At 70.3% G+C, this 22,849-nt stretch carries 22 protein-coding genes and 2 pseudogenes; 13 read left to right on the top strand and 11 right to left on the bottom strand.

Annotated features, from left to right (window positions below):
* Positions 1–1,371: GH39 family glycosyl hydrolase (locus tag ACWDR3_RS31285; protein WP_450355931.1), on the bottom strand; the 1,371-nt coding region annotated here is incomplete at its 3' end.
* A 212-nt stretch (positions 1,372–1,583) separates the two neighbouring features.
* Here ACWDR3_RS31285 and ACWDR3_RS31290 point away from each other — a divergent pair.
* Complete coding sequence (locus ACWDR3_RS31290; protein ID WP_450355932.1) at positions 1,584–2,678, top strand: DUF5925 domain-containing protein; 1,095 nt, start codon at positions 1,584–1,586, stop codon at positions 2,676–2,678.
* Positions 2,679–2,787: 109 nt separating this feature from the next.
* On the opposite strand, the gene ACWDR3_RS31295 is transcribed toward ACWDR3_RS31290, so the two are convergent.
* Positions 2,788–3,159: a GntR family transcriptional regulator gene (locus ACWDR3_RS31295; RefSeq protein ID WP_450355933.1), complete on the bottom strand. Its 372-nt coding sequence runs from the start codon at positions 3,157–3,159 to the stop codon at positions 2,788–2,790.
* A gap of 71 nt (positions 3,160–3,230) precedes the next feature.
* On the opposite strand from ACWDR3_RS31295, the gene ACWDR3_RS31300 reads away from it, so the two are divergent.
* Both ACWDR3_RS31300 and ACWDR3_RS31305 read left to right on the top strand, forming a co-directional pair.
* The gene (locus ACWDR3_RS31300; protein WP_450355934.1) at positions 3,231–4,160 is read left to right on the top strand and encodes a GNAT family N-acetyltransferase; all 930 of its coding nucleotides are present in this window, start codon (positions 3,231–3,233) and stop codon (positions 4,158–4,160) included.
* Positions 4,141–4,641, top strand: a complete 501-nt coding sequence (locus ACWDR3_RS31305) for a DUF402 domain-containing protein (RefSeq protein WP_450355935.1) — start codon at positions 4,141–4,143, stop codon at positions 4,639–4,641. Before ACWDR3_RS31300 ends, ACWDR3_RS31305 begins: the two co-directional genes overlap by 20 nt.
* Positions 4,642–4,701: 60 nt before the next feature.
* Here ACWDR3_RS31305 and ACWDR3_RS31310 read toward each other — a convergent pair whose 3' ends face one another.
* Entirely contained in the window at positions 4,702–5,307 is a 606-nt protein-coding gene (locus ACWDR3_RS31310; RefSeq protein WP_450355936.1) for a class I SAM-dependent methyltransferase, read from the bottom strand.
* Positions 5,308–5,447: 140 nt separating this feature from the next.
* On the opposite strand from ACWDR3_RS31310, the gene ACWDR3_RS31315 reads away from it, so the two are divergent.
* Positions 5,448–5,582 carry a hypothetical protein gene (locus ACWDR3_RS31315; protein ID WP_280877734.1) on the top strand — a complete coding sequence of 45 codons (135 nt, stop codon included), beginning with the start codon at positions 5,448–5,450 and terminating at the stop codon, positions 5,580–5,582.
* A gap of 9 nt (positions 5,583–5,591) precedes the next feature.
* Here ACWDR3_RS31315 and ACWDR3_RS31320 read toward each other — a convergent pair whose 3' ends face one another.
* A complete protein-coding gene (locus ACWDR3_RS31320) occupies positions 5,592–6,059 on the bottom strand; it encodes a GNAT family N-acetyltransferase (protein WP_450355937.1) in 468 nt (155 codons plus the stop codon).
* Positions 6,060–6,266: 207 nt separating this feature from the next.
* On the opposite strand from ACWDR3_RS31320, the gene ACWDR3_RS31325 reads away from it, so the two are divergent.
* Positions 6,267–7,328: a lytic polysaccharide monooxygenase auxiliary activity family 9 protein gene (locus ACWDR3_RS31325; RefSeq protein WP_450355938.1), complete on the top strand. Its 1,062-nt coding sequence runs from the start codon at positions 6,267–6,269 to the stop codon at positions 7,326–7,328.
* A 60-nt stretch (positions 7,329–7,388) separates the two neighbouring features.
* Here the strand turns inward: ACWDR3_RS31325 and ACWDR3_RS31330 are convergent, their stop codons facing one another.
* On the bottom strand, positions 7,389–8,264 hold the full coding sequence (locus tag ACWDR3_RS31330) for an esterase/lipase family protein (RefSeq protein WP_450355939.1): 876 nt from the start codon (positions 8,262–8,264) through the stop codon (positions 7,389–7,391).
* Between the two features lie 172 nt (positions 8,265–8,436).
* A pseudogene (locus tag ACWDR3_RS31335) lies at positions 8,437–8,687 on the bottom strand (hypothetical protein).
* Between the two features lie 8 nt (positions 8,688–8,695).
* Here ACWDR3_RS31335 and ACWDR3_RS31340 point away from each other — a divergent pair.
* Positions 8,696–8,851: pseudogene (locus tag ACWDR3_RS31340) on the top strand (cupin domain-containing protein); the annotation flags it as partial.
* A gap of 35 nt (positions 8,852–8,886) precedes the next feature.
* Here the strand turns inward: ACWDR3_RS31340 and ACWDR3_RS31345 are convergent.
* Positions 8,887–9,549 (bottom strand): aggregation-promoting factor C-terminal-like domain-containing protein, encoded by a 663-nt coding sequence (locus ACWDR3_RS31345; protein ID WP_450355940.1) that lies wholly within the window; start codon positions 9,547–9,549, stop codon positions 8,887–8,889.
* Between the two features lie 194 nt (positions 9,550–9,743).
* Here ACWDR3_RS31345 and ACWDR3_RS31350 point away from each other — a divergent pair, with 194 nt between their 5' ends.
* The 6 genes from ACWDR3_RS31350 (at position 9,744) to ACWDR3_RS31375 (ending at position 14,785) form a co-directional block, all read left to right on the top strand.
* Positions 9,744–10,463, top strand: coding sequence for a TetR/AcrR family transcriptional regulator (locus ACWDR3_RS31350; protein WP_450355941.1), 720 nt, complete (start codon positions 9,744–9,746; stop codon positions 10,461–10,463).
* 200 nt (positions 10,464–10,663) lie between these two features.
* A complete protein-coding gene (locus tag ACWDR3_RS31355) occupies positions 10,664–11,629 on the top strand; it encodes an ABC transporter substrate-binding protein (RefSeq protein WP_450355942.1) in 966 nt (321 codons plus the stop codon).
* The gene (locus ACWDR3_RS31360) at positions 11,626–12,399 is read left to right on the top strand and encodes an ABC transporter permease (protein WP_450355943.1); all 774 of its coding nucleotides are present in this window, start codon (positions 11,626–11,628) and stop codon (positions 12,397–12,399) included. The genes ACWDR3_RS31355 and ACWDR3_RS31360 overlap by 4 nt, the downstream gene beginning before the upstream one ends.
* Positions 12,396–13,172, top strand: coding sequence for an ABC transporter permease (locus tag ACWDR3_RS31365; RefSeq protein ID WP_450355944.1), 777 nt, complete (start codon positions 12,396–12,398; stop codon positions 13,170–13,172). Before ACWDR3_RS31360 ends, ACWDR3_RS31365 begins: the two co-directional genes overlap by 4 nt.
* 24 nt (positions 13,173–13,196) lie before the next feature.
* Complete coding sequence (locus ACWDR3_RS31370; protein ID WP_450355945.1) at positions 13,197–14,024, top strand: ABC transporter ATP-binding protein; 828 nt, start codon at positions 13,197–13,199, stop codon at positions 14,022–14,024.
* 74 nt (positions 14,025–14,098) lie between these two features.
* Entirely contained in the window at positions 14,099–14,785 is a 687-nt protein-coding gene (locus ACWDR3_RS31375) for a response regulator (RefSeq protein ID WP_450355946.1), read from the top strand.
* A gap of 25 nt (positions 14,786–14,810) precedes the next feature.
* Here ACWDR3_RS31375 and ACWDR3_RS31380 read toward each other — a convergent pair whose 3' ends face one another.
* Complete coding sequence (locus ACWDR3_RS31380; protein ID WP_450355947.1) at positions 14,811–15,992, bottom strand: sensor histidine kinase; 1,182 nt, start codon at positions 15,990–15,992, stop codon at positions 14,811–14,813.
* 377 nt (positions 15,993–16,369) lie between these two features.
* Here ACWDR3_RS31380 and ACWDR3_RS31385 point away from each other — a divergent pair, with 377 nt between their 5' ends.
* A complete protein-coding gene (locus ACWDR3_RS31385) occupies positions 16,370–17,911 on the top strand; it encodes a subtype B tannase (RefSeq protein WP_450355948.1) in 1,542 nt (513 codons plus the stop codon).
* On the opposite strand, the gene ACWDR3_RS31390 is transcribed toward ACWDR3_RS31385, so the two are convergent.
* From ACWDR3_RS31390 to ACWDR3_RS31400, 3 genes are all read right to left on the bottom strand, one after another.
* Positions 17,896–18,969, bottom strand: coding sequence for a DNA polymerase Y family protein (locus ACWDR3_RS31390; protein ID WP_450355949.1), 1,074 nt, complete (start codon positions 18,967–18,969; stop codon positions 17,896–17,898). The genes ACWDR3_RS31385 and ACWDR3_RS31390 overlap by 16 nt on opposite strands.
* Entirely contained in the window at positions 18,966–22,436 is a 3,471-nt protein-coding gene (locus ACWDR3_RS31395) for a DNA polymerase III subunit alpha (RefSeq protein ID WP_450355950.1), read from the bottom strand. The genes ACWDR3_RS31390 and ACWDR3_RS31395 overlap by 4 nt, the downstream gene beginning before the upstream one ends.
* Before the next feature lie 220 nt (positions 22,437–22,656).
* Complete coding sequence (locus ACWDR3_RS31400) at positions 22,657–22,836, bottom strand: hypothetical protein (RefSeq protein WP_450355951.1); 180 nt, start codon at positions 22,834–22,836, stop codon at positions 22,657–22,659.
* Between the last annotated feature and the right edge of the window lie 13 nt (positions 22,837–22,849).

Raw genomic sequence — 22,849 nt, forward strand, 5'->3', positions numbered from 1 at the left:
GACCTTCGCGCTGATCGACCGGTCGAGGGTGTTGACCACCAGAACCGCCTTGTCGGTGGCCAGAACGCGAACGTTGGGCACGTCGTCGGCGGCCACGGAGACGGTCTCGTATGTCGCGCCCGGCCCGAACTCCTGGTTGAAGCGGGCGATCAGGTCGAACATGGGCAGCTTCTTGCCGCCGGCCGCGCCGTCGGTCGGGGTCCACAGACAGCCGGGGCAGTCGGTGCCCTTCTCGTCCTCGGGGTTCCAGTAGAAGCCGGAGGAGGCACCGCCCTTGACCATGGCGATCATTCCGGCGGCCTGCACGGCGACGCGGCGGTTCTCGGACCAGCCTCTGCGTTCGTCCTTGCCGTCGGCGGGCTCGACGTAGTACTCGGCCCACCACAACGGCAGCTTGTCGCCGGTCTGCTGGCGCACCCACTTGCCGACGGCGGTGAACTTATCGGTGGCCGCGAACTCGTTCGGCAGCATCTCGTCGTCGTTGGTGTAGCTGGAGCCGTCGACGACGACGAAGTCGGCGCCCACCTTGTGCTTGTTCCAGTAGTCGAAGGCGTCGAGGACCCGCTGATCCATCGCGCCCCAGGGCCCCTTGAAGGTCGAGGAGGCCTCGCCCGCGCGCGGGTCGACGCTGTCCATGACCAGGTAGGGCCCGCCCACCATGATGTCCTTGTCGACCTTCTTCAGCGCCTTGTAGACCAGGTTGTAGAGCTTGGTGTACCCCTCGTAGTCCCAGCGGCCCTCGGAGTCGTTCCAGAAGCCCTTGAACTCGTTCCAGACGACGAAGTGACGGACGTCCGGGTAGCGCTTGGCGACGGTCGCGGCGAGCGCGGCGAAGTCGGCGAAGTGCGCGGGCTGCGGGGCGGTCTCAAGGGAGGCCTGGCTCCAATCGGTGTTGTTCACACCGGCCTTGCCGCCCTTCATCCAGTCCGGTGAGCAGCACAGGGTGATGACCGGGGTGCCGCCGGTCTTGCGGATGAAGTCGATACGGCGGTCCATCGCGCCGAAGTCGTAACGCCCCTTCACCGGCTCGGGGTTGTCCGCGCCCCAGCCCATGATCGCCTGGTCCTGCGGCACACCGCCGGCATCGGAGATGAGCCCCTCGACCCGCTCGGTGGCGGCGGAAGCGCCCTCGTCCGCGCTGAACTGCGTGTGCGTGAAGCCCCAGCCGACCTCGGGCTTGTCCTGGTCGGGCGGAGTCGCCGGAGTGCCGTGCACGGTGTCGCCGTTGCGCGAGGTGCCCGCCGTGCTCGCGCCGCCGTCCGGCAGCGTGTTGATCAGCGTCACGATGAGGGCCAGTGCGGCCACGCCCACGCCCAGCAGCGCGGTGAGCCGCCACCGCCCTGCCCCCGAAGTCCACCCATGACGTCCCATTGAGGGCAACAGTAACCAAGGCCGTCCCTGATCGGGCAGATGTTGTGGATGCACAGCTCTGTAACAGGACAGAGCCGGTACGGAGGGGACACCGGGCGGACACCTCGGGGACGCAACCCGGACACAACCGGACCAAGCGGCCGCCGCCGACACACCCGGCGCACTGCGGAAAGCGGGTGCACCGGACGCCCCGGTGTCGGATCATGGACGCCATGTCTGCCAACCCACACGACGCTCTGCCGATCCGGCTCAACGTAGACGACAGCGACTCGCCGTCCGATGTCGTCGACGCGCTGTTCCTCGGCCGCTTCGCGACGGGCGAGCAGCCGTACTCGCACGCGGCCAACATCGACCGCGTACGCACGGGTGCCACGCTGCTGCCGGCCGGCGCCCGGGTGCTGCGCGTCGCCCGCGACGACGACCGCAGCGCGACGCTGGCGGAGGGCGACGGCTGGACCCTGCTCGTCTCGCGCTGGAACCGCGGCGCGGACGTCACGGTCACCGCGACCACCGCCGACCTGGCCGAGAAGGTCCTGGACCAGGCCACGGACGGTGCGGCGGACGAGCCCGAACCCCAGCCGGAGAACGTGACGATGGGCTTCTGGTACGTCTCCCCCAGGCGCGGTCCGCACCGCACCACCCGGCAGATCTCCGCCGGCACCTGGGACGAGGTGCGGGACAACTACACGGCGCCGGTGGCGGACGCGATGGACCGCCTGATGAAGACGACCCCGGAGGACATCGCGGGCCGGCTCCTGCTCCTGCACGGCCCGCCGGGCACCGGCAAGACCTCCGCGCTGCGCACGCTCGCCCGTTCCTGGCGGGACTGGTGCCAGGTGGACTGTGTCCTGGACCCCGAGCGCCTCTTCTCCGACGTCGGCTATCTGATGGACATCGCGATCGGCGAGGAGGACGGCACGGGCAAGGGCCGCTGGCGCCTGCTCCTCCTGGAGGACTGCGACGAACTGATCCGCGGCGAGGCGAAGCACACGGCGGGCCAGGCGCTGTCGCGCCTGCTGAACCTGACGGACGGCCTCCTCGGCCAGGGCCGCAACGTCCTGGTCGGCGTGACGACCAACGAGGACCTGGAGCGCCTCCACCCCGCGGTCGTCCGCCCCGGCCGCTGTCTGGCCCGCATCGAGGTGGGTCCCTTGACCCGCGGCGAAGCGGTCACGTGGCTCGGCACGGAGGAGGGCGTGGGCAGAGAGGGCGCGACCTTGGCGGAGCTGTACGCCCTGCGCCGGGGGACGTCTCCGACGGCGGTACCGGAACCTCGGGAGGGGGCGGACGCGGGGTTGTACCTGTAAGTGAGCGGGGTTGGTGCCATCGGGCAACCTGATGTACACGCCGCCAAGTCACGTCCCGCCGCGACGGCGATCAGCCACAGCGACGCATCCCGGCGGTGCCGAACTCACCTCAACTCGCCCCGTAGGCCGCCCGCAGGGCATCCCGCACGGCGGCCAACGCATCCCCCTCAGCCAACCCAAGACGCCGAACCCGATCGACGTAAGCCTGAGCAGCCGACGCCGCCTCACGCTCAGCGGCCGAGCCGGCGGCAGCTACAAACGTTCCGTTGCGCCCCCGCGTCTCGATCACCTCGTCCGTCTCCAGCGCCCGGTACGCCTTGGCCACCGTGTTCGCCGCGAGCCCCAGCGACTCGGCAAGACCCCGCACGGTCGGCAACCGGTACCCCACCGGCAGCACACCCGCCCGCGCCTGTTCGGAGATCTGCGCCCGCACCTGCTCGTAGGGCGCGGCACTGTCGTCGATGTGGATCTTCAAGGTCACGCAGCGATTGTCCCGCACCCACCCGAAAATAGGAGGCACCGGGTCGCCTCCGGCCCGTAGCGTTCGCCGTCATGACTGTGACCGTGCGCGACCTCCGCACCGACGTGCCGGCCGAGGTGGCGGAGTTCTCCGACATCCGCCACCTGGCACTCCCCCACATCCTGTGGACCCCGGAGGCCATCCTCCACAACCTGACCCACACGCCCCCGGCCGCCCGCAACCGCTCCCTCGTCGCGGAGCAGGACGGCGAGTTGATCGGCACGGCCCAGGTGGGCCTCGCCCACGAGAGCCCGGAGCCGGGCCAGGGATACCTCAACATCTACGTCCACCCGGACCGCACCCGCCGCGGTGCCGGCGCGCTCCTGGTCCGCGCCGCCGAGGAGCACCTGGCCGCGAGCGGGGCGACGAAGCTGTACGCGTGGGTGGTCGACGCGCCGGCCAACCGCGCGTTCGCCGAGCGCCGCGGCTACCGCGCCAGCCGCTCCGCGCAATTCCTCCGCCTCGACCTGGTGAACGGCACCCTCCCGCCCCGCCAGGACCTCCCGGCCGGCGTCGAACTGCGCACCGGCGCCGACTACGCGGACGACCCGCGCCCTGTGTTCCGCCTCGACGCGGAGACGATGGCCGACGAACCGAGCGACGTGGACGTCGCGTTCACGGACTACGAGGCCTGGCTCGCGGAGACCTGGCGGCACCCGCAGTTCAGCCCCGAGCTGACCTCGGTCGTCCTGGTCGACAGCCGCCCCGCCGCCTTCACGCTGGCCCGCACCGACGGCGGCACCCGCTACGGCACCGCGATGACCGGCACCTCCCGCGACTTCCGCGGCCGCGGCCTGGCCAAGCTCGCCAAGAACGACTCCCTGCACCGCGCCCGCGCCGCCGGGTACACGGAGGCCCTCACGGGCAACGACGCCGGCAACGAGCCCATGCTGGCGGTCAACAAATGGTTCGGATACGAGGTCTGTGGAACGGAGGTGCGGTATGTCCGCGAACTCGGCTGATTCCGCACGGTGGTTGGACGTCGTCCTCGTCAAGGCGGGCCGCACGAAGATCCGTTACGCGGCCGAGCTGCTCGGCGACGACGGCAACCGGATCGCCGTACGCGCCCCCTGGGCCGGCGAGGGCGTGCGCGACTTCGGCTTCGTCCGGTTCGAGAAGGGTGATGTCTTCACCGAGTACTACTGGCGCGACCGCTGGTACGCGGTGAAGGAGGTCCGCGACTCCGCGGGCACCGTCAAGGGCTGGTACTGCGACATCACCCGCCCCGCCGTGCTCTCCGGCACCGAACTGGTCGTCGAGGACCTCGACCTGGACCTGTGGCGCTCCGCCGACGGCACGGACGTACTCCGCCTGGACGAGGACGAGTTCGCGGAGAGCGGTCTGACGGAGACGGATCCCGAGGCCGCCGCAGCCGCCGTGGCCGCGCTGGAGGAACTGGAACGGCTCGCCGTCGAGGGCGACTTCGACGCGCTGCTGCTCTGAAGCCTCTCGCCAGGTGTGACCGCCCTGGAGCCTCTCGCCAGGTGTGACCGCCCGGGCGTCTCACACCACCGCCACCACCACATACCGCTCGTCCTCCACGTCCCTCCCCCACAGCAGCGCGTCCCCCGACAACCGCTCCACCCGGACCTGCCCGGCGAGCGGTGCCACGAGGTCGGCGAGCCGGTCGGCGGGTATGCCGACCGGGCTGACCGTGCCCCACACCCCTTCGACGAGGACGAGCCGGCCGCCGGGGCGCAGCAGCCCCCGCCAGTGCCGCAGGGCGCGGCCGGGGTCGGGCAGCGTCCACAGGACATGTCGGACGAGCACGGTGTCGTAGAGCTGCTCGCCCACCGGTGGTGCCGCCGCGTCACCGAGGAGGAACACCGCGTCACGTCCGGCGAGCTTGGCCCGGGCGAGGTCGACCATGGCCGGGGAGCGGTCGACGCCGGTGACGCGGTGTCCCTGCTCGGCCGCGAGGAGCGACAGGCTGCCGGTGCCGCAGCCGAGGTCGAGGACGTCGGACGCGCGCGGCGGCAGCCAGTCGCGCAACCGCTCGGCCCAGGCGGCGCGCACCACGGGGTCGCGAAGCCCGTGGTCAGGCTCCTCGTCGAAGCCCACGGCCTCGGCGTCCCAGTCGACGCCAGGGAAACCCTCGTCGTTCGTCATGCGCCCAAGAGTGACACCCGCCACTGACAACCGAATCGTGACAGCCGCCACTGACAGACCGGGACCGATGAGTCACCCTCCCGGGAAAGGTCTACCAACCTGAGAACGCGGGAAATCGGTAGGCATCGAAGGAGGCAGCCATGCGCCGGACGACTGTGCAGAAGCCCCTGAAGAAGACGGACACCCGCAGGGTGCGCGAAGAGGCCGACGAGCGTCCGGCCGGGCGCCCCGAGGTCCGAAAGGACATCGCGCGCACGTGGTGGCCGGACGGCTGACCCGCCCGGTCAGTCCTGTCGGTCCGGTCGGTCCAGGCGCTTGCGATAGTGGATACGGTCGTAGGGCCCGTCCACACGCCGCTCCACGACCTCGTACCCGTAGCGCGGATAGATCTTCTGGTTCTCCCACATCATCGCGTTGGTGTAGAGCCTGACCTCGGCCAGACCGAGCTCACGCGCGCGTGCGTCCACGAAGCGCAGCAGCCGCCGCCCCACGCCTGTGCCGTGCGCGTCGGGATGGACGGCGATGCTGTCGAGGAACAGATGGTCGTCGTACTCCTCCAGCACGACCAGGCCGACGACGGGCTCCCCCGTCACGAACACCTTCCCCGCGCCCACGTTCGCCGCATGATCCGCCCCCATGGGCAACGGCTCGCGTCCGATGCGCTCGATGTAGGGCCGGTAGGCGGCATCGGTCACGTCCCGCACGGCCGGCACGTCGGCGGCGACGGCCCGCCGGATCTCATCGGTTCCCATGCCGCGCACGGTACCTACCTGATCTCAGTCTGAGCACTCCCTTAACGGCGCCATAAGGATCTCCTCCCCCCGCCTCCAGCAGGCGATTTAACGGTCTCTTGGGGCTAGCTTGCTGATCGCCCCCCACGGGATCCCGCCCACCGGATCGTCACGGAGTCCGTGGGCGGGATCCACCCCCAAGTCGTGGACCGCTTCGAGGAGTTCGCCATGCCCGCTCGCCGTCGCAAGGTCGCCACGCTCGCCGTCCTCGGTACGGTTCCGCTCGCGCTGACCGCCCTGGCCACCGCGCCGGCGTCCGCGCACGGCTCGATGGGCGATCCGGTCAGCCGGGTCGCGCAGTGCTACGCGGAGGGGCCCGAGAGCCCGAAGTCGGACGCGTGCAAGGCGGCGGTCGCGGCGGGCGGCACGCAGGCGCTCTACGACTGGAATGGCATCCGGATCGGTGACGCCAACGGGCAGCACCAGGCGCTGATCCCGGACGGCAAGCTGTGCAGCGCGAACAACGCGGAGTTCAAGGGCCTCGACCTGGCCCGCGCGGACTGGCCGGCGACGAACGTGCGCGCCGGCTCGTACACCTTCAAGTACCGCGTGACCGCGCCGCACAAGGGCACGTTCAAGGTGTACCTCACCAAGGCCGGCTACGACCCGGCGAAGTCGCTGGCCTGGGCCGACCTGGATCTGGCGCACCCGGTCGCGACGGCCACCGACCCGGTCGCCGCGGGCGGCTTCTACACCTTCTCCGGCACCCTCCCCCAGCGCTCCGGCAAGCAGCTCCTGTACGCGATCTGGCAGCGCTCGGACAGCCCCGAGGCCTTCTACTCCTGCTCGGACGTGACGTTCGGCGGAAGCAGCGTGGGAAGCGGCACCCGGAGCAACACCGGCAGTGGTACGCCGACCACCGCGCCGTCCGCCCCGCCCGCTCCCACCGCCTCCTCCCCCTCCGACGAGCAGATCGCGGACGGCGCCGACAAGTCGACGATCGAGCACCACGGGCACGGTGACGACGACCCGAGCACCTCGGCGCAGCCGACTCAGGAGGCGACGGAGGACGCCGCGAACGGCGCGAACGGTGATGTGGAGCCGGCCGCGGTCAACGAGCCGAAGGCGGCGGGCAGTTCGGAGCCGGAGGACCTCGCCGCGACCGGGGGCGGCGACAACACCCCGTATCTCGCCATGGGCGGCGCGGCGGCCCTGGCGCTCGGCTCGGCGACCCTGTTCGCCACGGTCCGCCGCCGGGCGACCGGCGGCGGACGGCACGGCCGCTCGTAGCGGTCGTACAGGGGGCGGGGTCTGTCCGGCGGCTCAGGTCGGACAGACCCCGCGCGTGCCTCAGCCGAGGACCGCGGAGGCGCAGGTGGTGGCGGTGGCGTGGGCCGGGTCGAGCGCGTTGGTGACCTCGTGGAAGGCGATCCGGTCGGTCAGCCCGAGCAGGGTGTGCTCGGAGAGGTCAAGCGCGCACAGGTTCTGGATCAGGACGTTGCGGACGTCGGATCCGCTGAGGAACTGGCTCTGGTACGGCGTCACCACCTCGTCGTACTTGGTGGCGATGACGGTGTAGTGGACGCCGGGGACGGTGTCGCCGCCGGCGTTCAGCTTGGTCAGGAAGGCGGAGCCGACGATCTGGTCGGCCAGGGCGGGCGTGGCCGTGGAGATCAGGCCCTCGGCGCCGGGGAAGTACGGCAGCAGTTTGGTGAGGCCGTTCAGGTCGGTGCCGTGGTTGTCGGGCGCGATGCCGACGAGGGCGTTCACCTTGGCGGCGCCGCCGAGGAACTTGAGGTAGTAGCGGGGCATCATGCCGCCCTGCGAGTGACCGACGAGGTCGGCCTTGGCGGTGCCGGTGGCGGCGAGCACTTTGTCGACGAAGGTGGCGAGCTGCTCGGCCGACTTGTCGATGGGGCCGAGGCCGTATACGAGGGGGACGCCCGGCAGTTGGCCGTAGTCGAAGGAGAAGACGCAGTAGCCGCGGTTCTCCAGGTACGGCGCGAGGGCCAGCCAGTTGTCGACAGAGTTGGCGAAGGTGCCGTGGACCAGGACGACGGGGCGCGGGTGGGTGGTGGAGGGCTGGCAGGAGTAGTCGTTCCAGCCGCTGTGGGGAGCGGCGGATTCGTCGGCGGCCTGGGCGGCGGTAGCGGTGGGGACGACGGCGACCGCGGCGGTCAGCAGCAGCGGGACAAGCGGTCTGAGCAGTCGTTTCCAGGGCAGCATCGTGTGATCTCCTTGCGGCTCAAGGGATGTGCGACGGCCTTACGCCCTGTGATCCGGATCACAAAGAATGCTGTTCACTCGTCAAGTTACGGGCGAGTAGTGCAACTGTGAAGTTACGCGTCAGTAAAAACTTCCAGTGATAACTGACTCCGCAGTAGCTACTGCCGAACCGTCACCAGGCGGGCCTGAGGGGACCATAGGGCGCAATACGTCCCAATCGGTCACGCAACGCGCGCACTTCACCCTCGCCGAGCAGCTCGCCCCATTCGCGCACCACCTCGGCGGCCGCCTCCTCCGCCGCCCGGGTGCAGGCCCACCCCCGCTCGGTCAGCACGACCAGCCGGGCCCGCGCGTCACGACGCCTTCGTTGATGCGCTGTGTGAGCTCACCGGCGGCGGCGAGCAGGGCGGCGGACAGGGCCATGGCCTCGGATCAGCGGCAGCAAGGAGCTGTGCGCCTGGCGCGGTGAGATCCCGCCGAGCACGAAGGCGCCCGCGCACACCGTCAGCCGGGAGGAGATCCTGCATCTGCTCGACGGCGAACTGCTGGTCACCCTCGACGGGCAGACCGGCCGCGCCGCCGTGGGCGCGCTGAGGCCGGTACCGGGAACGGTCAGGGACCGTCAGTACGCGTGGTGGACCTGCCAGAACGCCCAGGCGTCGCAGGGGCTGCCGTAGGTGACGTTCATGTAGTTGAGGCCCCACTTGATCTGGGTGGCCGGGTTGGTCCGCCAGTCGGCGCCGACGGAGGACATCTTGGAGCCGGGCAGGGCCTGGACGAGGCCGTAGGCGCCGGAGGAGGGGTTGACCGCGAGGTAGTTCCAGGTGGACTCGTGGTCCACGATGTTGCTGAAGCACTGGTACTGGCCGCTGCCCACGATCTGCGTGGCCATCGCCTTGACCTGCGCCACGGTGTAGGAGGGCTGCAGCGAGAAGGTGGCGTCGGGATCGCCCTCCGCGGCCTTGGCCCGCGCCGCCTCGTCGGCCGCGTCCTTCTTGGCCTTCGCGGTCTTGGCCGCCGCCACCCGGGCGGTCTGCTCGGCGTCCTTCCGCGCGGTCGCGTCCGCCTGGACGGCCACGGCGTTCGCCTGCTGCGTCAGGGACGCGGTCTGCACCTGCGCCTGCCGGCCCGCGGGCAGGTCCGCGAGGAGGGTGACATCGCCGGCCGTCGCCTCCGCGTCGTTGTTCTGCGCGCTGCTGCCCGAGGCAACACCGACGACGCTTCCGACAGCGGTGACCGCGGTGGCCGAGACCACCGCGAATCCCCGGACCGATATCCGGTTCACTCGCTTCTCTTCCTCTTCCGCACTGTGTACCGGCCACCGTGCACGGCGGCCGACGCAGGCATCTCGCCAGTCGAGTAAGACAGTTGGAACACTCTTGCGTGCCGAACCGGCCGGCGCAATGCCGGAAGGGGTGCGGATATTCACACCCGTACCATGTGCCACGACGATCGCGCCCTCCGAAAGCGAGACCCCGCATGGCGGTACCCCCCGCGTCCGGCGAGACCGGCGGCGCCGGCGGGGCACCCGCGCCCAGACCGCGGCGCGACCGCGAGCTGAACCGCCGCAAGCTCCTCACCGCCGCACGCGAGGTGTTCCGCGATCACGGCCTGAAGGCCACTCTCGACGACGTCGCCCGGCACGCCGGGCTCGGCGTGGCGACCGCGTACCGCCACTTCCCCAACAAGCAGGCCCTGATCGACGAGCTGGTCGACGACATGTTCGCGCGTGTCGAGGAAGCCACCCGGGAGGGCGCCGAGGACCCCGACACCTGGCGCGGGCTGACCGTCAGCCTGGAGCGCGTGGCCGAACTGCAGGCGCTCGACCGCGGCCTGCGCGAGGTCGTGCTGCACAGCGACCGCGCGGTGCCGGCGGGGATGCGGCACCAGCGGCAGATCAGGCGGAACGTCGATCTCGTGGTCGAGCGGGCCAAGGAGCAGGGCGTGCTGCGCGCGGACGCGGAGCCCTGGGACCTGGTCGTGATCCAGCAGATGCTGGCCGCGGTGACCGAGCGGAGCGGGCAGCCGGATCTGTGGCGGCGCTATCTGACGCTGCTGCTGGACGGGCTGCGCGCCGATCCCGAGCGCACGCGGCCGCTGCCCGGCGCGGACTACGGCCAGCGGTTCGACATCCGGGGACCGGACTGGATCGACCCTCCGCAACCGGGACCGGACGCCCCGGGCTCCTCGCGAGCCTGAAGCAGGCTCCCAGGCTTCGGCCTCCCGTACGGCTGTGGCCGTACCCCTCCCCCCTCGTACGGCAGCCGTCGTACGGGCCAATGACGGTGCCCGGGGGATGTGCTGGTGATCCGCGGACGACACCTTTGGCACGTCGGCGAACCGCACCGAAATGTTCCGTCCGGTTCGCGCGCAAAGAGATGTGACCCGGAGGTCAGACCATGCAACGCCTATTCGTCGGCATCGCCGCCGCCTCGCTTCTGCTAGCGGCCACCGCCTGTGGCTCGTCCGGGGATTCCGGCGACTCCGCGTCGGAGAGCGGGGGTACCACCAAGGTCAAGGTCGGGGTCATCCCGATCGTCGACGTGGCCCCCATCTATCTCGGCCAGAAGCAGGGGATCTACAAGAAGTACGGTCTCGATGTCTCGATGACCACGGCGCAGGGCGGCTCGGCCATCGTGCCGGGCGTGGTCAGCGGCCAGTTCCAGTTCGGTTTCAGCAACACCACCTCACTGATGGTCGCGCAGAGCAACGGCATCCAGGTGAAGGCGGTCTCCAACGGAGTGGCGACCACCGGCGTGGACGGCAAGGACTACGGCGCGCTCGTGGTCAAGAAGGGCAGCTCCCTCAAGTCCGCAAAAGACCTTGAGGGCAAGACAGTTGCCGTCAACACGCTGAAGAACATCCTCGACACCTCGGTCCGCGAGTCCGTGCGCAAGGCCGGCGGCGACCCGTCGAAGGTGAAGTTCGTGGAGCTGGCCTTCGACCAGATGCCCGCCGCCCTGGAGAAGGGCCAGGTGGACGCCGCGATGGCGGTCGAGCCGGCGCTGACGACCATCCTGAACGCGGGGGGCGTGGAGATCGCGTCACCGTATGTGGACGTGGCCAAGGATCTGACGGTCGCCATGTACTTCACCTCGCAGACGTACGCGTCGAAGAACCCCGACGTGGTGAAGAAGTTCCAGCAGGCCACCGCTGAGGCGCTGACCTACGCGAACAGCCATCCCGACGAGGTCCGCGACATCGTCGCCACCTACACGCAGATCCCGTCCTCCGTCCTGTCGAAGGTGACGCTGCCGAAGTGGCCGGCGGACATCAGCCGGTCCTCGGTGGAGACCCTGGAGAAACTCGGCGAGCAGGACGGCCTGTTCAAGACCGCCCCCGACCTGGATGCGCTGCTGCCGTGAGGAATCAGAACATCGCACTCGGAGCGGCCGGCCTCGCGACCTTCCTCGCCCTCGGCGAGGCCGTCCCGCGCCTCGGTCTGGTCAGCGCGGACTACTTCCCGCCGTCGAGCAGGATCGCCGGCGCGCTGGGCGACGAACTCGGCGACGGCGCCTTCTGGTCGGCGCTCGGCGACACCCTGACCGGCTGGATGATCGGCCTGGGCATCGCCTCGGGTGCGGCCGTCCTGTGCGGTCTGCTCATCACGGTCGTACCGTTCCTGCGCCGGGCGACGGCGTCGACGATCGAGTTCCTGCGCCCCATCCCGTCCGTGGCCCTGATCCCGCTCGCGGTGCTGCTCTACGGCAGCGAACTGCGTTCGGTGCTCCTGCTGGTGGTGTACGCGGCGTTCTGGCAGGTGCTCATCCAGGTCCTGTACGGCGTCCAGGACGTGGACCCCGTCGCCGACGAGACGGCACGGTCGTACGGTCTCGGGACCTGGGCGCGCATCCGGCATGTGATGTGGCCGACGGCCCTGCCCTACGTCATGACCGGCGTCCGGCTCGCCGCCGCGGTCGCCCTGGTGCTCGCCATCACGGCCGAACTGGTCATCGGCGCACCGGGACTCGGCTCGCTGATCGCGGTCGCCCAGGCCTCGCAGGCCGTGCCCGAGATGTACGCGCTGGTCACGGTGACCGGAGTCCTGGGGCTGCTGATCAACCTGGGGGCCCGGGCGGTGGAGCGGCGGGCGCTGGCCTGGCACCAGTCCGTACGCGGGGAGGCCGTGCTGTGAGGGCGCTGACACGTCAGGTGCTGTTCGCGATCGGCCTGCCCGCGGTGCTGCTGGCGCTGTGGTGGGTCGCGTCGGACGGGAGCACCGACCCGTTCTGGCCGCCGTTGCGCACGATCTTCCGGACCTTCCCCTCGGTGTGGACCGGTGAACGCCTGCGCACCGACCTGGTGCCCAGCGTGCTGCGCCTGGCCGGCGGGTACGCGCTCGCGGCTGTCGTGGGCATCGGGCTGGGCACCCTCATCGGCTCCCACCGCGGGGTGCGGGCCTTCTGCGAGCCCGTGCTGGAGTTTCTGCGGGCGGTGCCGCCCCCGGTGCTGGTGCCGGTGATCATGCTGTTCGCGGGCATCGGCGACACGATGAAGATCGTGGTGATCGCGAGCGGCTGTGTCTGGCCGGTCCTGCTCAACACGGTCGAGGGCGTGCGCGCGGTCGACTCGGTGATGCTGGAGACGGCGCGTTCGTACCACATCGGCGGTGCGGGGCGGCTGCGTCATCTGGTGCTGCCCTCGGCGAGTCCGCAGATCGTCGCCGGTCTGCGCCAGGCCCTCTCCGTCGGCATCATCCTCATGGTCATCAGCGAGATGTTCGCGGCGAACAACGGCATCGGCTTCACCGTCGTCCAGTTCCAACGCAGCTTCGCCATCCCCGACATGTGGACCGGAATCCTGCTCCTGGGCCTGCTCGGCTTCCTGCTCTCCGTCGTCTTCCAGTTCGCCGAGCGGCGGGTGCTCGGCTGGTACCACGGCCTGCGCGCATCCACCCGGCGGTCGTGAATGAACATTCCGAAAGGGCGAACCATGCTCGACGTACGCGGTCTCGGGAAGACCTACCAGGGGTCAGGGCGGCAGGTGGAGGCGGTCCGCGACCTCACGTTCACGGTGAAGGCCGGTGAACTCGTCTGCCTTGTCGGCCCGTCGGGCTGCGGCAAGACGACCCTGCTGAAGTGCATGGGCGGACTGCTCACCCCGACCTCGGGACAAGTGCTCCTCGACGACATACCGGTGACCGGCCCCCCGCCCGGCATGGCGATCGTCTTCCAGGAGTACGGGCGCAGCCTCTTCCCCTGGATGCGGGTCGCCGCCAACGTCGAACTCCCCCTGAAGGAGAAGGGGTTGCCGAAGGCGAAGCGCCAGGAGCTGGTCGCCGACGCCCTGCGGTCGGTGGGACTGCCGGACGCCGCCGACGCCTATCCCTGGCAGTTGTCCGGCGGCATGCAGCAACGGGTGGCGATCGCACGGGCGTTGGCCTACGAACCTCAAGTCCTGCTGATGGACGAGCCGTTCGCGGCGGTCGACGCGCAGACCCGTGCCGATCTGGAGGACCTGGTGCGGGCGTTGTGGCAGGAGCGCGGGATCACCGTCCTGTTCGTCACGCACGACATCGACGAGGCGGTCTACCTCGGCGAGCGGGTGATCGTCCTGTCGGCCTCGCCGACCGTCGTACAGGACGAGCTCCGGATCGACCTGCCCGACGAGCGGGATCAACTGCACACCCGGGTCGCCCCGCGCTTCACCGAACTGCGGACTCATGTCTACGAGCAGATCCAGGCGGCGAAGCGGGCGGCTCGGGCGGACGCGCCCACGTTGTCGGTCGCGCCGGACCCCGCCGAGCGTCCGGCGGACTGAGCCGGGCCGGCGGCCTTCCGGATCGCGGCGACCGTAACGGAGACGCAATCTCCGTTTTGCCGTAGGGTGGCGGCATGAAGGACGCCGCGATCCGGGTCGTCATCGCCGACGATCAAGCTCTGTTGCGGGGCGGATTCCGCATTCTGATCGACTCCGCCGACGATCTGGAGGTGGTGGGAGAGGCCGAGACCGGCCTCGAAGCCATCGAGATCGTCCGCCGCACCACGCCGGACGTCGTACTGATGGACATCCGCATGCCGGAGCTGGACGGTCTCGCCGCCACGCGGGAGATCGCCTCGGATCCGGAGCTCGACGGCGTCCGCATCGTCATCCTCACCACCTACGAGGTGGACGAGTACGTCCTGCAGGCCCTGCGGGCCGGGGCGTGCGGCTTCCTGGGGAAGGGGATGCGCCCCGCGGAGCTGCCGGAGGCCATCCGGATCGCGGCGCGCGGCGAGGCCCTGCTGTCCGCCAAGGCCACCCAGGCCTTGATCAGGCGGTACCTCGCGCTGCCCGACGGACCGCCGCCCGCCCTGTCCGGGGAACTGTCCGAACTCACCGATCGCGAGCGGGAGATCGTGGCGCTGGTGGCCGAGGGGCTGTCCAACGAGGCCATCGCCGACCACCTGTACATCTCCCGCCAGACCGTCCGCACCCATGTGCACCGCGCCATGGCCAAACTCGGGGCCCGGGACCGGGCGCAGCTCGTGGTGATCGCCTACCGCACAGGGCTCGTCCGCCCGGCGACCGCCGGGCGCTAGCCGGGGCGCCGGCCGGAACCGGCGTTCAGGGCTTCGCGGGAGGTGCGGGGAGTGCGGGAAGGAACGCGTCCACGCTGAACTCCTCGCGGCCCTCCACGATGTCGAGACGGCCGCCGACGGATGCGGCCCGCTCACGCAGACCCAACAGGCCACGGCCTGTGCCCCATGCGGAATGCCGCTGATCCTCGGTGCGGGTCACCGGGTTGACCACCGAGACCCGGAGCCGGTGCGCGGCGAAGGACAGCCGGACCGTCGCGGTCCGGGGCGTGGCGTACTTGATCGCGTTCGTCAGCGACTCCTGGATGATGCGGTAGCCGGCCATGCTGACGGCCGGACTCAGACCGAAGGTCCTGTCGCCGCGCTGTATGTCGACCGCCAGGCCGGCGGCACGGAAGCCGTCGAGGAGATCGTCGAGGCGGTCCAGGGTGGGCATGGGCTCCGGCAAGGGCGTCTCACCGTCGGGCTGACGCAGGACGGTGAGCAGGGTGCCGAGTTCCGCGAGTGTGCTGCCGCTCGCCGTGATGACGTGCTCGATCGCTGCCTCTGCCGCCTCGGGCTCCCGGCGCAGCAGGTGGGCAGCGGCTCCGGCCTGGAAGTTGATCACCGTGATGCTGTGCGCGACGATGTCGTGCAGGTCCCGGGCAAGCCGCAGGCGCTCCTCGACCACCCGCCGTGACGCCTCCGCCTCCCGGGTCCGCTCGGCGCGCAGGGCTCGGTCCTTGATGGCCTGGATGTAGGCGCGGCGGTTCCTGGTGGCGTCACCGATGGCGACGGCCGCACCGAGCCACGCGATCAGCATGAGGTTGGCCGGATCGAAGACGTGCACCCCCGTCACGATCAGAGTGAAGATCTGGATCATGGTTCCGGCGATCGCGCCCGCGATCAGGGCGCGGGTGCGCGGGGCGGACACCGCCTCGGAATACAGGGCCACCAGACAGCACACGATTCCCGGGCCCGGTTCCATCATCCACAGCAGGGCGACGAGGTAGCCGACTGTCGTCCCCGCGAGCGCGGCCGCCGGCATACTCCGCCGCACCGTCAGCGGCGCCGCCGACAACAGCGTGAACAAAATAGCGGGCCCCGCCGAGACGCCCTCCCTAAAGAATGCCGGGACAATGAGGACGGCCCATACCAGGGCGAGCAAACCGTCGACGAGGAACGGATTGCCGAGCATCCGGCCACGTGTTCCGTCCAGCACACTCACCATCCCCGGACTCCGGCGGGTCTTTTCTCGCGACAGTCACGCACACAGCCCACGCCGTTCACGGTACGCGCCTCGACGGGCCTGGACACCCGTGACGACGCTTCCCGTACGCGAACTCACCTGCGCCTTCACGGATTACGAAAGGCCGGCTCGTCGGCCGGCCCTACGTCGACCCCCGTATACCGCGAGGCGCAATACGGCAGGCACCGTACGCGCGAGAGACGGTATTCAGGGGACGCGGAACCAGTTTCCAGAAGGCAGTTTGAATCCGTCATCTTCCCCCACGCGACGGATTTCTCAGGAAATGCACAGTACCAGGTCACACAAACCCGCACCCCGACAAGGATGTTGATGTGAAGCGCCGAATATTCCTTTCCGGCATGGCAGCCACCGCAGCGGGAGCGACCGCCGCCCTGTACTACGGCGGAACGCAGGGCGCGGCAGCGTCGACCGGATCCACGCTGGCCTTCCCCAAGGACTCGTACACCACCCAGACCAAGACGATCAAAACGGCCGACGGTGCCGAGAAGAGCGTCACGTACCGGTTCTGGGAGAACATCGTCTACGTCGCCAATCCGGTGGACCCGACCTACCAGTGCCTCAACGTCCAGCAGCCGGTCGAGATCGACGGGCGGGCCGTCGACGCCTCGCACGCCCCGATCTTCTTCTCCATCCCGCTCGGCGGTTTCCTCTCCGGCACGCCCACCGGCGGCACCAACGGCGGCTTCCCCGGCGGGAGCCCGTCCCCGAGCGACAGCTCCTCGGCCGACCCCGGCGCCACCCCGACCGCGTCGCCCACGACCAGGCCGCCGCTGCCGCCCGGGGCGGGCGACCAGGGCGACAACTCGGCACTGGCCCTCGCGGCCGGCTACGTCGTGGTCACCTCGGGCGCGCGCGGCCGGGAGAACGTCAAGGACGGCAAGTACTACGGCAAGGCCCCCGCCGCCCTCGTGGACCTGAAGGCGGCCCTGCGCTACGTCCACCGCAACAAGGGCGTGCTGCCCGGCAACCCCGACAAGATCATCACCAACGGCGGCAGCGCCGGCGGCAACTTCTCCTCGATGATGGGCGCCTCGGCGGGCAGCCCGGTGTTCGACTCCTACCTCCGGGAGCTCGGCGCGGCCCAGGCGAGCGACGCGGTGTTCGCCTCCGCCGTCTTCTGCCCGATCATCGACCTCGGCAACGCCGACAAGGCCTACGAGTGGATGTACGGCTCGGCCAAGCTGAGCGGCGAGCTGGTCGACCAGACGGCCTCGAAGCAACTGACCGCCCAGTTCGCGGAGTACCAGGCCTCCCTCGGCCTGCGCGGCGTGGGCCGGTTCGGCCGGGTGACGGCCGCCAACTACGACCGGTACCTGCTGGAGAACTACATACAGCCGGCCGCGACCAGCCACCTGGCGGCGCTCTCGGAAGCCGACCGGACGGCTTACCTGACCGCCAACCCGTTCATCAAGTGGTCGGGCGGCAAGGCGACCTTCGCCTGGGACGGCTACATCGCGCACATCGCGCGGTCCCGTCCGGTGCCCGCCTTCGACGACAAGGCCATGGCCCAGCCGGAGCCGGGCTACTTCGGCGACGAGACCCACGTCTCCCGGCACTTCACGAACTTCGGCCTGCGCTACGCGACCGGTGACAAGACCGCCACGGTCGACCGCGACATCCCGCGCAAGGTGAAGCTCACCAACCCGATGACCTACCTGGAGGAGCGCAACCCGCACCGGGCGAGGCACTGGTGGCTGCGGATCGGCACCAGCGACACCACGCACTCCCTGACCGCGATCACCAACCTCGCCCTCAAGACCCAGAACCTCGGCGACGACGTCAGCCTCAAGATGTACTGGGACGGCGGCCACGGCGCCAACGAGGACCCGGGCGACCTCATCAAGTGGATGGGCGAGATCACCGGCTACTCGATCGGGTAGCACCCCTTCGAACTCCGCCCGTACGCGCTCGAATTGACGGTCCGCCCGGTTCCGGGCGCGGGCGGTCGGTTCGCAAGTACGGCCGGATGTACGACCCCTGCCCCGAAGCGGCGACGAGCACGGTCCGCCGCCGCTTCGGCGGCACGGGCGCGGTCGGCGGCGGGGTCGAGGGAGAGTTGACGGTAGGTGTCGGCGGCGGGCAGCAAGTGGTCCGCGCGGACGACGAAGGCCCGCACCCGTGCCCGCTGCAGTCCGAGGGAGGCCAACAGGCCCAGGGCGGTGGCGGTGAGGGCGGGTGAGTGGTCGGTGGGTTCCGGCAACGCGCGCGTACGGGTGGTGGAGGTGCGGTCGACGTACCGGACCGTGAGGGTGAGCCGGCCAGTGATCTGCCGCTCTGTGCGCAGGCGTTGACCGATCTGCTCGGCAAGTCCCAGGACGGCCCGGTGGTGTTGGGCCGGGTCGAGACAGTCCCGGCTCAGCACGAAGTCGGCGGCCAGATGCGCCGACGGTTCCGCCGGGACGATCGGGCGGGGGTCCTGACCGCGGGCGCGCTCGGTCAACAACCGTGCCTGGCTTGCGCCGAGGAGCCGTTGCAGGGTCACCGGAGGCAGGTCGATGAGCTGACCGATGGTGTGCAGTCCGTATCGGTGCAGCGTGTCCGCGATGGTGCGGCCGATGCCGGGCAGCGCGGTGACGGGGCGGGGGTAGAGCCAGTCGGTCACTTCCTCGGCGGGCACGTCGGTGGTGTCCCCGGGTGCGGACGCGTCGGCCGCCATCGCCGCCAGCATGCGATTGCCCGCGAGCCCTGCGCTGCTGTCGATGTCGTAGAAGGCCTTCAGCCTCATCCTCACCATCTGGACCGCGTTGTAGGCAGACGTGTCGAAGTAGCGGAGCGCCGAAGTCAGGTCCACCTGAAGGGCGTTGGGCGGGATGGCCTGGACGTGAGGCGTGATACCGGACACCAGTTCGATTACGTCGTCGTACTGGGTCTCGGTCAGTGCGGTGTGCAGGTGGAAGTGGGCGATGTGCCGCGGCCGCGTGATCGTCGTCCCGTTCATCCTGCGCTCCCGGGGCTGCGGTGGCCGAACTTCTTCAGGTCGGCGGAGCGGGTGCCGGCGGGCTGGAGGTCGGCGTACGGGTGCAGGCGGGCGCCGGCGGTGCCGTCGGTCAGGGTGCGCTGCGGCTGGGCGGGGGTCGGATGCGGGCGGCTCTCGCCGAGGAGGGCGAGGGCGGCCTCGGGCCCGTTGTCCCGGCGGGCGCCCGCGATCTCGTCCAGGTCCCACGCCATGGAACCGACGACGGTACGACGGGTGCCGCGCACCTGGACCGTGCCGCGGACCAGCAGCAGCCCGCTGTGGAAGACCGTGTACGCGCAGGCCGGATGGGAGTCCTCGAAGAAGGCCAGGTCCACCAGACCCGAGCCGTCCTCCAACGTCACGAAGATGATCCGCTTGCCGCTCGCGATCGGCGGGGTCTGGGTGGAGGCCCGCACGCCGGCGACCAACACCTGTTGCCCCGCGCGCAGTCCGGCCAGGTGGGCCGCGTCCGTCGCACCGATCTCCCGCAGCAACCGGTGGTGATGCTCCATCAGATGCCTGGAGACGTCGATGCCGAGCGTGTCCAACTCGGCGCTCAGCGCCTCGCGTCCGGTCATCTCCGGCAACCCGCTCGGCTCCGCTCCCCCAACAGCGCCCGTGTCTATGGGCAGTTGACCCGAGCCCGCGCTCCGGTTGCGGGACTGGCGGTGCAACTCGGCGATCTGCAGCAGGAGATCGCGCCGGGTGAGGTGGCCGTCGTGCAGACAGGTGAACGCGCCGATCCCCGCGAGGCGTTCGGCGGTCGGTCTGCTGGGGCGGGCCCGCTGCCAGAAGTCCGACAGTGATCCGTACGGCTGTCCCGCCTCGATCCGCGCGCACTCCTCATCGCCGATGCCGTGCACCCCGGACAGCGCGAGCCGCACGCCCCACTCCTCCTGCTCGGTCATCTCCACGACGTGCTTCACCTTCGAACGGTTGATGTCGACGGGCAGCACCTGCACCCCACGCCGACGGGCGTCGGAGACCAGGACCCGCTTGGGCCACATCCCGGGATCGTGTTCGAGCAACCCCGCCAGCAGGAACGCCGGATGGTGCGCCTTGAGCCAGGCACTCTGCAACGCCGGCACGGCGAACGCGACCGCGTGGGCACGGCAGAAGCCGTACGCGCCGAAGGCCTCGACGGTCTTCCAGACGTCGTCCCGGACGGCCGCGCTGTAGCCACGCGCGCGTGCCTTCTCGTGGAACCACTCCTTGATCCTGGGCAGTTCGTCCTTGTCGCCGAGTGCTCGCCGGGTGACCTCCCCGAAGGCCCGGTCGCAGCCGGTCAGCACCCGCAGCGTCTCGATGATCTGCTCGTGCCAGATGGTCACGCCGTAGGTGTCGGCGAGCACCGGTTCCAGGTCCCGGTGGGCGTAGTCCGGCCTGCCGCCGTGACGGGCCGCGATGTACCGCTCGGGCATGCCCCCGGCGACCGGCCCCGGACGGAAGAGACTGATGTCGGCGATGACGTCCTGCACATCACGGGGCTGGAGCCTCGACAAAAGGTCCTGCTGGCCCGGCGACTCCAACTGGAACAGGCCCAGCGTCTGACTCTCCTGGATCAGCTTGAACGCGAACACGTCGTCCAGCGGCACCTGTTGGGGATTGTCGAGGTCGACGCGGTTGCCGGTGGCCCGTTCGATCTCGGTGACGGCGTGGGCCATCGCGGACTGCATCCGGACGCCCAGGACGTCGAGTTTGATGTTGCCCAGCGCCTCGATCTCCTCCTTCGCCGCCATCGCCATCGGGTAGTCGCCCTGCGGGGTCGGCTGCACCGGCAACCGGTCCAGGAGCGTCGCGTCGCTGATGACCACACCGCAGGGGTGCATGGCCATGCCGTGGACCAGGGCGTCGAGGCCCTCGGCCAGCTCCCACAGGGGCCCGTACCGGCCCATCTCGCCCGCCAACTGGCGCAGTTCGGGCAGTTCGGCGAGCGCGTTCGTGATGTCGGAGGCCCGCAGGTGCGGGAAGCTCTTGGCGATCCGGTCGACGTCGGCCGGGGCGATCCCCAGCGCGAGGCCGGTGTCCCGCAGGGCCCTGCGCGCCCGGTAGGTCTCGGGCATCGCGGTGACCGCGACGCGCTCCTTCCCGAAGCGCTCGAAGATCGTGTCGTAGCACTCCAGGCGGCGGGCGGACTCCACGTCGATGTCGATGTCGGGCAGCGATTCCCGGCGGCTGCTCAGGAAGCGTTCGAACAGCAGGCTGTGGTCGAGCGGGTTGGCGGTGGCGATGTCCAGCGCGTGGCAGACCATCGACCCGGCGCCGGAACCGCGGGCGGCGACCCGGATGCCCTTGGCCCGGATGTCGGCGACGACCTGTCCGACGGCGAGGAAGTACGCGTCGTAGTTCCAGTGGGAGATGACGGTGAGTTCCTCCTCCAGCCGGGCGAGCGCCGCCGGGTCGCGGTCGAGGCCGCGTCGGGCCAGCCCCTCTTCACACCGCAGCCGCAGCAACCGAGCCGCACCGCCCGCCTTCAGCGCGGCGCCCGCCCCCGGACCGGCCTCGAACAGCGACGGTTCCGGGAAGTGCCGTCTGCCGAGGCCGAGGTCCGCGGGGTCCACGACACACGCCTCCGCCGTGTCCGCGGTGTCCGCCATCAACCGACGGGCCCGCCGTACGTCCATCCCGGCGCACTCGGCGACCATCCGGGCCACGCTCACCATCCCTCTCTCGTCCTTGAGCCAGCGCTGTCCGCTGTCCAGCCGGCGCCGGTCGATCGGCCGCAGCAGCCGGGCCGCGTCCAGGACATCGGCGAGGCGGTGCTGGTCCGGATCGGCGTAGCGAACGGCGTTGGAGAGCACGGCAGTTGTCCCGGTGCGGTCGGCCAGGGCGAGGGTGCGGGCGGCCAGGCGCAGGGAGCCCGGACCTGTGCCGAAACGTTTCTGCGCGACAGCCTCCAGCCGGACCTCCCTCCCGAAGACCTCCTTCCAGGGCGCCAGCAGCTTCATCGCGACGTCCTCCCGGCCCACCGACAACGCCCGCACCGGCTCCGACAGCGGGCCCAGCAACACGGTCAGCCCCGGACCGCCGTACTCGCGCAGCGCATCCCACGGCACCACCACCGGTGCCGCGCCGGACGCGGTGCCGGCATGGGCGGCCGATGTGATGCGGCACAGCCGGGCCCAGCCCTCCCGGTTCTGTGCGAGCAGCACGAAGCGGAGTGGTGGCTCGACGACATGCGCGCCGCCGTGTGCCGGAGTGCGGCGGCGCTGGGCGGGCGGCGGGGGCGCCAGGGCCTCGACCGCGAGGTCGATGCCGAAGAGCGGCCGGATCTTCTCCTTCTCGCAGGCCTGCGCGAACCGGACGGCTCCGGTGACCGTGTCCCGGTCGGTGAGCGCGAGGGTGCCCATGCCGCGGCTCGCCGCCCGCTGGGCGAGCTGCTCGGGGTGGGACGCGCCGTAGCGGGCGGAGTAACCGGACGCGACGTGCACGTGGGCGAAGCCCGCCATGCCGCACCTCCATCACTCCACCCCTTTTCAGCCATACGCCCGATATCTCCGTCGCACGTTCGTTCGATTACTCTAGCCCCATCAGCACCGGTCAGCGACCCGGACAGGACTGGTATTCGATTTGTCACGAGGTGAGAGGCGGCCGAAAACAGAACTGCCCCGCCATCTCCTCGGCAGGGCAGAGCAGTTGAGGGGTCGGTGACAGAAAGCGCCGAGAAAACTACTTTTCGTCACCGTCCGAGGCCTGTTCGGATTCGTCGGATCCAGGAGCGACCGGCTCCGCGGCGAGGCTCGCGGTCGCGCCGCTCGTCGTGCGCTGGGCGGTCTCCAGGGCGTGCAGCCGGCGCTTGATGTCGCGGAGTTCGGTCAGGAGGGTGTCGGGGCGGTTGATCCTGGTCATGGCGTGCTCCTGG

The sequence above is a fragment of the Streptomyces sp. NPDC001002 genome (assembly GCF_053599215.1).